At 64.2% G+C, this 13777-nt stretch carries 11 protein-coding genes; 4 read left to right on the top strand and 7 right to left on the bottom strand.

What is annotated here, in order from left to right:
• Nucleotides 1–55 precede the first annotated feature (55 nt).
• A complete protein-coding gene (locus RSE12_19790; GenBank protein ID WRH64879.1) occupies nt 56–586 on the top strand; it encodes an ABC transporter substrate-binding protein in 531 nt (176 codons plus the stop codon).
• 694 nt (nt 587–1280) lie between these two features.
• On the opposite strand, the gene RSE12_19785 is transcribed toward RSE12_19790, so the two are convergent.
• Nucleotides 1281–3503 (bottom strand): PBP1A family penicillin-binding protein, encoded by a 2223-nt coding sequence (locus RSE12_19785; GenBank protein WRH62569.1) that lies wholly within the window; start codon nt 3501–3503, stop codon nt 1281–1283.
• A 274-nt stretch (nt 3504–3777) separates the two neighbouring features.
• On the opposite strand from RSE12_19785, the gene RSE12_19780 reads away from it, so the two are divergent.
• On the top strand, nt 3778–4116 hold the full coding sequence (locus RSE12_19780; protein ID WRH62568.1) for a P-II family nitrogen regulator: 339 nt from the start codon (nt 3778–3780) through the stop codon (nt 4114–4116).
• Nucleotides 4117–4144: 28 nt separating this feature from the next.
• A complete protein-coding gene (locus tag RSE12_19775; protein ID WRH62567.1) occupies nt 4145–5623 on the top strand; it encodes an ammonium transporter in 1479 nt (492 codons plus the stop codon).
• Between the two features lie 128 nt (nt 5624–5751).
• Here the strand turns inward: RSE12_19775 and RSE12_19770 are convergent, their stop codons facing one another.
• The 6 genes from RSE12_19770 to dapA all read right to left on the bottom strand — a co-directional run bounded on the left by RSE12_19770 (nt 5752) and on the right by dapA (nt 11603).
• Nucleotides 5752–6942, bottom strand: a complete 1191-nt coding sequence (locus RSE12_19770; protein WRH62566.1) for a hypothetical protein — start codon at nt 6940–6942, stop codon at nt 5752–5754.
• Between the two features lie 148 nt (nt 6943–7090).
• The gene (locus RSE12_19765) at nt 7091–8272 is read right to left on the bottom strand and encodes an amino acid aminotransferase (protein ID WRH62565.1); all 1182 of its coding nucleotides are present in this window, start codon (nt 8270–8272) and stop codon (nt 7091–7093) included.
• Between the two features lie 2 nt (nt 8273–8274).
• Complete coding sequence (sseA, locus tag RSE12_19760; GenBank protein ID WRH62564.1) at nt 8275–9138, bottom strand: 3-mercaptopyruvate sulfurtransferase; 864 nt, start codon at nt 9136–9138, stop codon at nt 8275–8277.
• Between the two features lie 183 nt (nt 9139–9321).
• Nucleotides 9322–9801 (bottom strand): SsrA-binding protein SmpB, encoded by a 480-nt coding sequence (smpB, locus tag RSE12_19755; protein WRH62563.1) that lies wholly within the window; start codon nt 9799–9801, stop codon nt 9322–9324.
• A 48-nt stretch (nt 9802–9849) separates the two neighbouring features.
• Entirely contained in the window at nt 9850–10677 is an 828-nt protein-coding gene (locus RSE12_19750) for a DMT family transporter (protein WRH64878.1), read from the bottom strand.
• Between the two features lie 53 nt (nt 10678–10730).
• Nucleotides 10731–11603, bottom strand: coding sequence for a 4-hydroxy-tetrahydrodipicolinate synthase (gene dapA, locus RSE12_19745; GenBank protein ID WRH62562.1), 873 nt, complete (start codon nt 11601–11603; stop codon nt 10731–10733).
• Between the two features lie 229 nt (nt 11604–11832).
• Between dapA and RSE12_19740 the strand changes: the two genes are divergently transcribed.
• Entirely contained in the window at nt 11833–13728 is a 1896-nt protein-coding gene (locus RSE12_19740) for a lytic transglycosylase domain-containing protein (protein WRH62561.1), read from the top strand.
• Nucleotides 13729–13777 lie beyond the last annotated feature (49 nt).

The following is a 13777-nucleotide window of genomic DNA, read 5'->3' as shown; positions in this document are numbered from 1 at the left end:
ACGCCGGGGATTCACCTCGATCGCGCTGGCGGCGACGGCGGCCTTTGGCCTGCCCATGCCTGTCTTTGCGCTGACGGTTGACGATGCGCGCGGGCTGATCGATTCCGCGGTTGCGGATGTGAACCGCATCATCGCATCGGGTAAGTCCGAGAACGCGATGTTCGGGGATTTCGAACGGATGTTCGCGCGCTATGCCGATGTGCCGGTGATTGCGCGGTCGGCGCTGGGGCCTGCGGCGCGGCAGGCAAGCTCGGGGCAGTTGTCTGCCTTTACCAAGGCCTATCAGGGCTATCTGAGCCGCAAATATGGCCGCCGGTTCCGGGAATTCATCGGGGGCCGGATCGAGGTGACGGATGCGCGCCCGATCAAGAGCTATTTCGAGGTGATCTCGGTCGCCTATCTGCAGGGTGAGGCGCCGTTCGATCTGCGCTGGCATGTGTCGGACAAGTCGGGGAAGAACCTGTTCTTCAACATCATCATCGAAGGGGTCAACATGCTGGCCTCGGAGCGGACGGAGATCGGCGCGCTCTTGGATCGCAACGGCGGCGATATCGACCGTCTGGTGGCGGAACTGAAAACGATCTGACCCTTAGCAGGGTGTGGAATGAAAAACCCGCCGGGGATGGCCTGACGCATTCTGTTTTGTTGGACAAGGATGAGGCAAACAGCCTTTGGCCAGAGATTTTCTACGTGGGGCGAGCCTAGTAAGGCCCGCCTCGGCTGTTTTGGGAGAGCGGACCTGAACTCCTGCTGGAGGTGCCAATACTGTCAGATATGCAAGGCTCGGCGGTCACAACCGACGGAAAGAAGGCTGCTCTGGAGACAGTCACCGCGCCAAGTATAAGCGCCTGAGATAGAACAGCGTTCCACCAATCCCTACGGTTGCTATGCCAGTGCACAAGCCGACCACCAAACGGTGCAAAGTTGGTGGAGAAAAGGAATCCTCGGCGACAGTGGCTGACGGAAGGCCCGCGAAATAGCTGGCCTCGATAGCATAGAGATGCAGTGTGGTGAGTATGGTGAAAAGGCCCCAGACCACCAATACCCACTGCAAGACGACCAGAATGTAGTTCGAAATTCGTCTCATCGGCATCCGCAACCAACTCAATACTTCGTCTTTCTGCGCCAACTCTGGCGGGAGTATGGCATCTGGAGCGTCAAGCAGAAATTGGTTAGCGCTTTCCGTTGATGATCGTCTTGAGCTGTATGGTCCTATCCAAGTCCTACCAAACAAAATGCGTCAGGGGATTTCCCCGGCGGGTTTTTTCATGCGTTGCGTTTCAGTAGATGCCCAGCAGATCGCGCAGGAGGGATTCGACGGGGTCTTCCTGTGAGCGGTCGCGTTGCGGCTGTTGCTGGATCTGGCCTTGGCCGGATTGGTCGGGCAAGGGCTGGGCGTACTCTGGCTGCGGCGGGGTGCGGGGTTCGGGGATTTCCATGGGAAGGGGTTTGACTTCGACCCCGTCATGGACGCGCATCATCACCTCGTGCCAGATTTCGGCTGGCAGGCCGCCGCCGGTAACGCCGGTCAGCGGCGTGTTGTCATCATATCCCATCCAGACGCCCGCCACGTAATCGGCGGTGAAGCCCACGAACCATGCGTCGCGGGCGGCTTGGGTGGTGCCGGTCTTGCCTGCGGCGGGGCGGCCGTCGAGTTGGGCGCGGGTGCCGGTGCCGGTTTCGATGACCTGAGACATCATGTAGGTGAGCAGGCGGGCGGATTGTTCCTGAATGACCCGTTCACCGATGCCGCCTGCGGCGCCGATCAGGGGTTCCTCTTCGCCCTGAAGGCGGAGTTCGACAAGGCCGTAGGGCGTGACGGAGGAGCCGCCGTTCAGGATGCCTGCGAAAGCGCCGGTCATTTCGATCAGGGTGGATTCTGAGGCCCCTAGGGCGAGGGCGGGCCCTGCGGCGAGGTCGCTTTGGATGCCGAAATTGGCGGCGACTTCACGGACGAGGTCGCGACCGACGGACTCGGACACCTTGACGGCGGGGATGTTGCGGCTTTCGGCAAGGGCCTGGGTGAGCGTGATCAGTCCCTTGAATTCATTGTCGTAGTTCTTCGGTGTCCAGGGACCGGAGCCGGGGATGTTGAGGGTAAGGGGGGTGTCTTCGACGTAATCTGCCGGGCTCCACCCCAGATCGAGGGCGGCGGCGTAGACAAAGGGTTTGAAGGTGGAACCGGTCTGGCGCAGGGCCTGCGTCGCGCGGTTGAAGCTGCCCGCCGCTTCGATCTTGCGCCCGCCGACCATGGCGCGGACGGCCCCATCGGCGGACATGACAACGATGGCGGCCTGTGCGTTGGAGCCTTGCTTGATCTTTGTGTCAAAGACGAAGGCGAGCGCCTCTTCGGCGGCTTTCTGAAGGCGCTGGTCCAGCGTGGTGCTGATGACCACGTCTTCGGTGGTTTCCGATGTCAGGAAGGCGGGGGCGGTTTCCATCACCCAATCGGCGAAGAAGCCGCCGGACCGGGAGGCCGCGGCCTCGGACAGGCGGGCGGGGGTGTTGCGCGCCTCATCCGCCTGTTCGGCTGTGAGGTAGCCCTGATCTTCCATCAACCCGACGATGACGTTGGCGCGGGCGCGGGCCCGGTCCATGTTGTTGGTGGGGGCGAAGTAGGAGGGGGCTTTCAGCAGGCCTGCGAGCATCGCGGCTTCGGCGGCGGACACCTCATTCGCGGATTTGCCGAAATAGCGCTGGGCGGCGGCCTCGAACCCGCGCGCGCCTGCGCCGAGATAGGCGCGGTTGAAGTAGATCGTCAGAATCTCTTCCTTGGAATACTTCACCTCCATCGCGATGGCGTAGGGGACTTCCTTGATCTTGCGCCAGATGCCGCCACGGCGGCAGTCGGATTCGTAATCCGCTTCGGATTTCCACTGCGACTGGTCATAGGGGACGCCGAGGCAGAGGAGTTTGGCGACCTGCTGAGTGATGGTGGAGCCACCGTTGCCTTCGAGCGGGCCGCGCCCTTCGGCGAGGTTGATGCGGATGGCCGAGGCGATGCCGCGCGGCGAGATGCCGAAATGGCGGTAGAAGCGGCGGTCTTCGGTGGCGACCACGGCATCATGGAGGAAGGGCGAGACGGTATCGGCGGTGATCATGCCGCCAAAGGTTTCGCCGCGCCAGGCATAGACCTTGTTTTCCCGGTCGAGGAAGGTGACCGACCCGCGCGAGCGGGCATCGACAAGTTGGTCGACGGGGGGAAGTTGGGCGAAGAAGTAGAGGACAGCGGCGGCGAGGACGGAGCCGAGGACAAAGCCCACGCGCCAGCCCACGCCCCAGATGATGCGCCAGATCAGGCCGAAGAAGCCAAAGAACAGCGTGCCGATCGGGCCGCGCTTGCGCGGGGGGCGGCCAGAGCCGCGCGTGGGTTTGCGCGGCGGGGTGCCGCCACCGCCTGTGCCGCCCTTGCCCGCGCCGCTGCTGCGGGCGGGTGCCTGACGCGCAGGTGTATAACGCTTGTCCGCCACGAGCGACCCGCGCCCCTTGCCCGATACTGCCATGCCTGTTCTGCCCGTCTTTCGCGCGCTGCTTCCCCGCCAATCTAGCCTGCCATTGCGGGAATGTGGAGACGGCATTGCGTTTACGTATCGGCAACGATTCGCTTACATGACATGCACATATTTTAATCATTGGCACATGAAAGTGCAAAAATTGTGCAAATTAGCGGGATTCAGGGGTTGTTGAGCCGTCACCTTGCCTTGTGCCAGCGCAGCATGAGCCGTCTTCATGCCCCCGAGGGCCCAGACGGGCTCCCGCCAATGGAAGGGGAACGACGTGAAACTCATCATTGCAGCGATCAAGCCGTTCAAGCTGGAGGAGGTCCGCGAGGCGCTGACCACCATCGGCGTAAGAGGCATGATGGTCACCGAGATCAAGGGCTTCGGGTCGCAGTCCGGGCATACGGAAATTTATCGTGGCGCTGAGTATGCGGTGAATTTCGTGCCGAAGGTCCGGCTTGAGATCGTGGTCAGCGACAGCCTGGCAGATCAGGTCGTGGAGACCATCCGCGTGACCGCAAAAACCGACAAGATCGGCGACGGCAAGATCTTTGTCGTCGACGTCGAGCAGGCCGTGCGCGTGCGCACCGGCGAAACCAATGACGATGCGCTTTGAAAGCCGCAGGGAAGGGGAAACCGTAACCATGAAGAGTTTGATGAAACTGTCTGGCCTTTCCGCGCTTGTCGCGGCGGCGTCGGCATTGCCAGCGATGGCGCAGGAATTGACGCCTTACGTCTATGAAAAGGTTGTGGACAAGGGTGACGTGGCCTGGATGTCGGTGGCCACCATCGTCGTGCTTCTGATGACGATCCCCGGCCTTGCGCTGTTCTATGGCGGCCTTGTGCGCACCAAGAACATGCTTTCGGTGCTGACGCAGGTCTTTGCGATCACCGCCATCGTCTGTCTGATCTGGGTGACCTACGGCTATTCGCTGGCCTTCTCATACGGCGGGTCGATGGATACCTATGTTGGCGGTCTGTCGAAGATGTTCCTGGCGGGCGTGGATTACACGACGCTGGTTCCGACATTCTCGAACGGTATCTGGATGCCGGAATACACGTTCATCGCCTTCCAGATGACCTTTGCCTGCATCACGCCGGCGCTGATCGTGGGGGCCTTTGCAGAGCGCGTGAAATTCTCGTCGCTGCTGGTTTTCACCGTGCTTTGGGTGACCTTCATCTACTTCCCGATGGCCCATATGGTCTGGTGGTGGGGTGGTCCGGACTTCCTAGCCGAACAGCAGACCGCGTTGCTGATTGCCGAGGCTGCTGGTGACACTGCCGCTGCGGAAGCTGCCGCCGCCAATCTGGCTGCGAACGGGCTGATCTGGAACTGGGGCGCGCTGGACTTTGCGGGCGGCACCGTTGTTCACATCAACTCGGGCATCACCGCCCTTGTGGGTGCGATCGTTGTCGGCAAGCGGATCGGCTATGGCAAGGAATCGATGGCGCCGCATTCGCTGACCATGACCATGATCGGTGGCGCGCTGCTGTGGGTGGGCTGGTTCGGCTTTAACGCCGGGTCCAACCTGGAAGCCAACGCGATCACCTCGCTGGCCATCGTGAACACCTTCGTGGCGGCTGCTGCGGGCGGTGTGGCTTGGATGTTCGCAGAATGGGCAACCAAGGGCCATCCGTCGCTTCTGGGTCTTGTGTCGGGTGTTGTGGCCGGTCTGGTCGCGGTGACGCCGGCGGCAGGCTTTGCAGGCCCGATGGGCGCAATCGTGCTGGGTCTGGTGACCGGTGTGATCTGCTTTGTCTTCGTGGGCTTCATCAAGAACAAGTTCCAGCTGGATGACTCGCTGGATGTGTTCGGGATCCATGGTCTGGGCGGCATCATCGGCGCGCTGGGCACGGGTATCCTGGTGAACCCGGCGCTGGGCGGGGCCGGTATCCCTGACTACCTGTCGCAGCCGGGCACGCTGCAGGTGGCCGAGTATGTGTTCGCCACGGCGTTCATGGCGCAGGTCAAGGCCGTTGCCTTCACCATCGTCTTCGTCGGGATCGGTTCGTTCATCCTGTTCAAGCTGATCGACATGACCATGGGTCTGCGCGTGAAGCCGGAAGTGGAGCGCGAAGGTCTGGACGTCGCCGAGCACGGCGAGCGCGCCTACAACATGTAAGGAACTGGACGGGGCTGCGCCAAGCGGCCCCGTCAACGACGCGCCTGGGAACCTCCTCCCTTCCGGGTGTGAAACTGCAACGGCCCGCGGGATCCTCCCCCTGCGGGCCGTTTTTCGTTGCGGTGGGGTCAGCGTTCGCGGATGGCGATGATGCGGCAGGGGATGGCGGGGTCGAGGAAGGCCTCGTTCACCTTCCAGTACACCCATGTGCGGCGGGAGTAGTACCAGCACCAGTCGGCGGCGTCCTGGATTGCGGCATCCACGTTCGCCCTGTCGCTGGACGCCCCCCACACGCCATAGGGGCTGAGGGCGAAGGCGCCGGGCCCCTTGGTCGCCTGCCAGTGTTGGTAAGCGGAGTGGATTTCGGGGGTGACGGGAAGGACGCCTTCCATCTTTTCGACCGGCACGTTCATGTGTGTCACGGCGCAGGGGCCTTCGGACGGGCGGCGTTGGGTTTCGCAGAACAGGAGGGCGATGTCGCGCCCCGCCTCGGGCCAGCCGGATTCGCGCACGGTTTCGCCACCGTCGCCGCCGTTGGCGGCGTAGGTGCCGTGCAAGCCTTTCGGGAGATAGGGTTGCATCCAGAGTTTCGGCCCACCGGTGAGACGGATGACTTGTGACCTGGCGGCGGGGGCGATTTCGGTGAGTTCGATGGTGAAGGGTGCAGGGTAGAGTTGTGGCTTGGGGCGCAGGTCCTCGATCCCTGTCACGCGCAGGACGCGGCAGGGTTCGGAGAGCGGGGTGTCGGCCAGCGGTTCGGTGGCGCGGCGGGCTTCGCAATCCTCGGCGGCGTCGCGCATGAAACTGGTATTTCTCCCGCGCCGACCCAAGAGGTCAGCGCCCCAGGCATTCGCCCCGCCCACGGCAACCGTGCCTTCGCCCAGCATGGAGCGTGCGGCGATGCCCTGTGCCATGGCGCGGGTCAGCACCGGTTCGCTGCGGGGCGGGTCACGGTGGAGAGGCAGGCGTTCGGCCACCACGCGGCAGTCGTCGCCGCAGAGGGCGAGGGCGTAGGCGCGGGCGAGTTCGGGTTTGCGCGCGCCGGTCCAGACGCCTTGGCGTCCGCCCGGCCCGATGGCGACGGCAGCGAAATAGTCGCTGTCGGCAAGTGCCTTGGCGGCGGCTGCTACCTCAAGCGGTGTGGCGCCGGGCGCGGGCAGGGTTTCGCCCTCGGGGCCGTAGTAGAGGTAGGTGCCGCTTGGTTCGTCGGACTGTTCGGGGACGGGGTCGAAATAGCCCATCGCGTAGAGGGCAAGGATTCCCGCCACGATGATAGCGAAGAACTGGTGGGGAGGAAGTTTGGCAAGCACACTGTACATGCCGTGGCTGTAGCGCGGATTTCCGGCGTTTTTCGGGACGGTCGTTGGTTGTTTCGCGGCATCACTGTGGATCGCGCCTACCATTTTCCGAACGGCAAGCGCCCGCCGCAGGGCGCGGCGGGCGCTTGGCCTTTAGGAATTGTGCCCGTCAGCCCGCGACTTGGGCGATGGCGGTGGCGAGGATGGGGACGGTGCGGGCGTTGAGGCCTGCGATGTTGATGCGCGAGTCGCCCACCATGTAGATGCCGTGTTCGTCGCGGAGCGTGTTCACCTGATCCTCGGTCAGACCGAGGCGGGAGAACATGCCGCGATGGGTGGCCACGAAATCGAAGCGGTCGGAATTGGTGGCGCGGCGCAGCTCATCGGCCAGCGACTGGCGCAGGGTGAGCATGTTGAGGCGGACCTCTTCCAGTTCGGCCATCCAGTCGGCGCGCAGCGCGGCATCCTCAAGGATCATCGTCACCAGACGCGCGCCGTGATCGGGCGGGAAGCTGTAGTTCTGGCGGTTGAGGAAGTTGAGGTTGCCTTGCAGCACGCCCTTGCCGCCCTCGGGGCCGATGCCGATGAGGATACCTGTGCGTTCGCGGTAGATGCCGAAGTTTTTTGAGCAGGAGGCGGCGATCAGCACTTCGGGGAAGGCGGCGGCGATCTGGCGGGTGGCGGCGGCGTCCTGTTCCAGACCGTCACCAAAGCCCTGATAGGCGATGTCCACGAAGGGGATCGCGCCTTTGGCCGACAGCAGGGTGATGACGCCTTCCCACTGGGCGGCATCAAGGTTGGCGCCGGTGGGGTTGTGGCAGCAGCCATGCAGAAGGACGACATCGCCCGCCTTGACGGTGGCAAGGTCGGCCATCAGGCCCGGAAAATCGATGCCGCGGGTGGCGGCGTCGAAGTAGCGGTATTCGGCCATGTTCATGCCGAGGTATTTGATGATGGACGGGTGGTTGGGCCAGGTCGGGTTGGAAATCCAAACGGTGGCCGAAGGGGTGGCCAGCTTGATCAGTTCCAGCGCCTGCCGGATGGCCCCGGTGCCGCCCGGTGTGGCGACCGATGCCACGCGGTCCATCGGGACAGCATTGCCAAGGATCATGCCTGCCAGCGCGGCGTTGAAGGCCGGTTCGCCCGCAAGGCCGGTATAGGTTTTGGTCGTCTCGGTCTCCCACAGCTTTTTCTCGGCGGCCTTGACGGCGCGCATCACCGGGGTCAGGCCGGTGGCATCCTTGTAGACGCCGACGCCGAGGTCGATCTTGGTGGGGCGGGGGTCATCGCGGTAGAGCGCGATGAGTTGCAGGATCTTGTCCTGTGGCTGGGCCTTGAGCTGGTCGAACATGCTTACCTCTTTTCACCGCTTCCTGTTTGAACAGGAAGGTCGTCATACATCCCCCATTCCGACCATGAGCCATCATAGAGCGCGTGGTTGCGGTGGCCGATCCGTTCCAGTGCCAGCGACAGCACGGCGGCGGTGACGCCCGACCCGCAGGTGGTGATCGCGGGTTTGGACAGGTCAACGCCCGCGGCCTCGAAAGTGGCGCGCAGGTCGGCGGGGGATTTCATGGTATTGTCGCTGTTCAGCAGGGTACCGAAGGGAACGTTCACGGAGCCCGGGATATGGCCTGCGCGCAGGCCGGGGCGGGGTTCGGGGGCATCGCCCCGGAACCGCGCGGCAGAGCGGGCGTCGATGATTTCCGCCTGCCGCAGTTTCGAGGTATGGGCGACCTGCGTGACATCTTTCACCAGATGGTTCTGGCGTGACACGGTCATGTGCCGGTCGCGGATCATCGGGGGGAGGTCTTCGACCTCGTGCCCTTCGGCCAGCCATTTGGGGAAGCCACCGTCAAGGACGGCGACATCGGTCTTGCCCATCAGGCGGAAGGTCCACCAGACGCGGGGGGCAGAGAACATCCCGGCCCCGTCATAGATCACCACCTGATGGCCGTCGCCCACGCCCATGGCGCGCATCCGCGACATGAACTTTTCCGTCGGCGGGGCCATGTGGGGGAGGGAGGAACGCTGGTCAGAGATTTCGTCGATGTCGAAGAAGCGCGCGCCGGGGATATGGGCGGCGTCATATTCTGCCCGCGCGTTGCGGCCCGCATCGGGAAGATACCAGGAGGCATCAAGGATGCGCAGATCGGGATCGCGCAGATGGGTGGCGAGCCAGTCCGTGGAAACGAGGGTTTTGGGATCGTCCGTCACTTGCGCCTCCGGCCATGCGGTCAGGGGCAAGTAGCCGGATCGGGCCTTTGTGGCAAGGGCGGGGCGATTTCTGACGCAGAAATCGCGACGTTTTCTGCACGCAGAAAACGGGGGGCTGGCGTTGCGGCGGGGGGGCCGATTTCTGTGTCAGAAATCGGTGCATTTTTTGCGTCAAAAAATGCTTCAGTCGCGCTTTGACATCTTCAGGAGCCGCGCCTTTTCGCGTTCCCAGTCACGCTTGGCGCTGGTTTCGCGTTTGTCGGCCAGTTTCTTGCCTTTGGCGATGCCGAGCTTGAGCTTCACCATGCCGCGGTCGTTGAAATACATCTTGATCGGGACGATCGTCATGCCTTCGCGGGCGGTGGCGTTCCACAGGCGCGACAGTTCTTTCTTGCTGACCAGCAGTTTGCGGCGGCGGCGTTCGTCATGGCCCCAGGTTTTGGCCTGAAGATAGGGGGCGATGTAGCCGTTGATGAGCCACAACTCGCCGCCTTCGACCGAGGCATAGCTTTCGGCGATGTTCGATCCGCCTTGGCGGAGGCTTTTCACCTCGGACCCCAGCAGCATGATGCCAGCCTCGAGGTCGCTTTCGATGTGGTAATCGAAACGCGCGCGGCGGTTTTCGGCGATCAGTTTGGAATTGGGATCGGACTTGGTGACCATGATCGGTTGGAGATAAGCGATGCGGTGGGCACTGTCCAGAAGGGGCGGTCAGGGTTGCCGTGAACGGGCGCGGCTGCGCGCGAGGGTGTATAGGCCGGAGCCTACGACGAGGGCCGAGCCGATGAGGGTATAGGCATCGGGGGTTTCGTTGAAGACGAGGATGCCAAGGAGCATCGCAAAGACCAGCCGCGTATAGCGGAAGGGGGTGACGGCCGCGACCTCTCCCGTGCGCATGGCGATGGTCAGGGCGTTATAGGCAAAGATGCCAAAGCCCGTCATTCCGGCCAGAAGGGCGAGGGTGCGCGCGTCGGGCAGGGTTGCGCCGCCGGTGACCGCAAGGATCACCCCCCCGGCGAGGGCGAGCATGGCCATGCCGATCACGCCAAGCTGGCGGTTCGATAGGGTGAGCGGGGCCGCGCGGGTGGCAAGGTCGCGCCCGGCAAAGCCGATGAGGCCCACCACGGTGACAAGCGAGAGGGGGCTGAAGCCATCCAGCCCCGGGCGCAGGATGATGAGGACACCGGCAAAGCCCACGAGAATGGCCGTCCAGCGCCGCCAGCCGACACTTTCGCCGAACAGCAGCGCGGCCCCTGCGACCACGACCAGGGGCGTGGCTTGCAGGATGGCCGAGGCGGTGGAAAGGGGCGTGAGCGCGATGGCGAGGGAATAGAAGATGCGTCCCGTCACCTCGAACCCCGAACGGAGGAGCAGGGGGCGTGAGAGCATGGCGGGGTGCAGCGCCGCCTCACCCATCTGCCGCGCGCGGAGGGCGAAGAAAAGGGTGCCGGTGAGGCCGAAAATCAGAAGGGCCTGACCAAGGGGGATATGGGCGGTGACGGCCTTGAGGAACATGTCCTCGATGGCGAAACCCGCCATGGCCGTCACCATCCAGAGCGCCCCGCGCAGGTTGTTGCGCGGGTTGGTCGCGGTCACAGGATGCCCGCAAATTCCATTGCGGCCTTGATCTTGGCCTTGGTGCCGTCGGTCAGGCCGACCAGCGGGAGGCGGACCTCATCAGAGCAGCGGCCCAGAAGGGAGAGGCCGTATTTTGCGCCGGCCAGGCCGGGTTCGATGAAGATCGCCTCGTGCAGGGGCATCAGGCGATCCTGGTATTCCAGTGCCTTGCGGTAGTCGCCTGCAAGGGTGGCCTGCTGAAACTCGGCGCAAAGCTTGGGGGCAACGTTGGCGGTGACCGAGATGCAGCCGGTGCCGCCATGGGCGTTGAAGCCGAGGGCGGTGGCATCCTCACCCGACAGCTGGATGAAATCCGGCCCGCAGGAGGCGCGCTGCATAGAGACGCGTTCGATTTTGCCGGTGGCATCCTTGACCCCGATGATGCGGGGCAGTTGCGCCAGTTTGCCCATGGTTTCGGGCTGCATGTCCACGACCGAGCGGCCGGGGATGTTGTAGATGATGATGGGAAGCGTGCAGCACTCATGCAGCGCGGTGTAATGCGCGATCATGCCTGCCTGCGTGGGCTTGTTGTAATAGGGGGTCACGACAAGCGCGGCATCGGCCCCCACGCGTTCGGCGTGCTGGATCAGACGGATGCCTTCGACAGTGTTGTTCGACCCCGCGCCCGCGATGACCGGGACGCGACCTGCGGCGAATTTCACCACGGCCTCGACCACGGCCTCATGCTCTTCGTGGCTGAGGGTGGGGCTTTCGCCCGTGGTGCCCACGGGGACAAGGCCGGTGGAGCCCTGTTCGATCTGCCAATCGACAAGTTTCTTCAGCGTGTCCAGATCAAGTTCGCCGTTCTTGAACGGCGTAACCAGGGCGGGAATGGACCCTTGGATCATGGCACGCGTCTCCTGTCTTGGGGCGTGAGTCGCCCTGTTGCAAACGCGCCCTTCCTAACGGTGTGGCAAAGCCTTGCCAAGCGGGGCAGGTGTTGACGCGGTTGTGGGTTGCGGGGGCGGGCGGGGTGCGGCAGAGTCTGGCGTTAAGGATCACGAGCAGTCAAAAACGATGATCGGGCAGATGATGGCAAGAGCGCGCACCCTTGGGTGGGTTATTTCCCTATTTCTGATGGTGGCACCGGTGCCGGTGCTGGCCGATGGCGCGGCGGCGCTGCGGCAGGCGATGCGGCTTGCCTCGGCCGGTGATTGGGACGGGGCTGCAGGGGCGGCTCAGGGGGCCGGGCAGGTTGGGGCCGACATCATCACCTGGCAGCGGTTGCGTGCCGGGGATGGTCGGCTGGGGGATTATGAGGATTTCATCGCGCGCCGGGCCGATTGGCCGGGCATGGCGCTGCTGAAGGAAAAGGGCGAAGAGGCGGTGGCACGGTCCACCGATCCGGGCCGGGTGATCGCCTATTTCACCGGGCGCACGCCGGAAACGGCCGAGGGGTCGCTGGCGCTGATTTCGGCGCTGCGCAATTCGGGGCGGGATGCCGAGGCGGAGGCCGAGGCCTTTCGTGCCTGGACGGAACTGCCCTTTGCGCCGGATCAGGAGCAGGCCATTCTGGGACTGTATGGCGATGCCCTGAGGGTTGCGCACGAGGTGCGGCTGGACCGGCTGTTGTGGCAGAACCGGGTGTCCGAGGCGAAACGGATGCTGCCGCGCGTGGGGCCGGGATGGCAGGCGCTGGCGCAGGCGCGAATGGCGCTGCGCGGGGATGCGGATGGGGTGAATGCGCTGATCGAGCGGGTGCCTGCGGATTTGCAGGCCGATCCGGGGCTGGTTTATGAGCGGTTCGACTGGCGGTTCCGTCGCGACCGCGATGACGAGGCGGCGGAACTGGTGATCGCGCAATCCAAAAGCGCCGCGGCGCTGGGTGACCCGGAGGCCTGGGCCGAGCGGCGGGCGGCGTTGGCGCGGTCGCTGCTGCGGGCAGACAAGGCGCAGGCGGCGTATCGCGTGGCGGCAAGCCATTTCACGACGGCCGGGTCGGGTTATGCCGATCTGGAGTTTCTGGCGGGGTTCATCGCGCTGCGCAAGCTGGGCGATGCGACCACGGCCGTGACGCATTTCCGCAATCTGCGCGAGGGGGTGGCGACACCGATTTCTGTAAGCCGGGCGCATTACTGGGCCGGGCGGGCACTGCTGGCGGCAGGCGATCAGGCGGGCGGCACGGCCGAGTTGCAGAAGGCGGCAGAGCATCACAGCGCCTATTACGGGCTGCTCGCGGCCGAGGCGCTGGGACAGTCGCTGGACCCCGCGCTGTTGAACGATGCGCGGCCTGCGGATTGGCGGGGGGCGTCTTTTGCCAATTCGTCGGTCCTTGAGGCGGCGATGGTGCTGAGCCGGGCCGGCGAGCGGAACCTTGCCAAACGGTTCTTCCTGCATCTGGGCGAAAGCCTGAATGGCTCTGAGCTGGACCAGCTGGCCGATCTGGCGTTGCAGATGGATGAGCCGCATATCGCGCTGGTGGTGGCCAAGCAGGCGGCGGAAAAGGGAGTGATCCTGCCGCGCAGCTATTACCCGGTGCCGTCTTTTGTGCCGGGGGACGGGTTGCCGGTGAGCCGGGCGCTTGCCTTGGCCATTTCGCGGCGAGAGTCTGAGTTCGATCCCGCAGCGCGGTCGGCGGCGGATGCGCGGGGGTTGATGCAGGTGCTGCCATCGACCGCCAAGCTGGTGGCGCCAAGGGTGGGGTTGTCCTTTGATGCGGGCAAGCTGAACGATCCGGGGTATAACGTGCGGATCGGGACCGGCTATCTGGCGCAATTGGTTGAGCAATTCGGACCATCGGTGGCGCTGATCGCGTCGGGTTACAATGCCGGGCCAGGGCGACCGAAGCGGTGGATCGGGCTGTTCGGCGATCCGCGCGATCCGAATGTGGATGTGGTGGATTGGGTGGAGATGATCCCGTTTACCGAAACGCGGACCTATGTGATGCGGGTGACGGAGAGCCTTGTGATCTATCGCGCCATCCTGCGCGGGTCGGTGGGGCCGGTGGATGTAACGGGGGAGTTGCGGGGGTAGCGGTTCGTTCCCGACGCCCTTTGTCGCGCGTGATGCAGACGGGGGTGTG

Source organism: Fuscovulum sp. (assembly GCA_035192965.1).
Lineage (GTDB): Bacteria > Pseudomonadota > Alphaproteobacteria > Rhodobacterales > Rhodobacteraceae > Paragemmobacter.
This window is presented reverse-complemented; position numbering and strand designations above follow the sequence as displayed.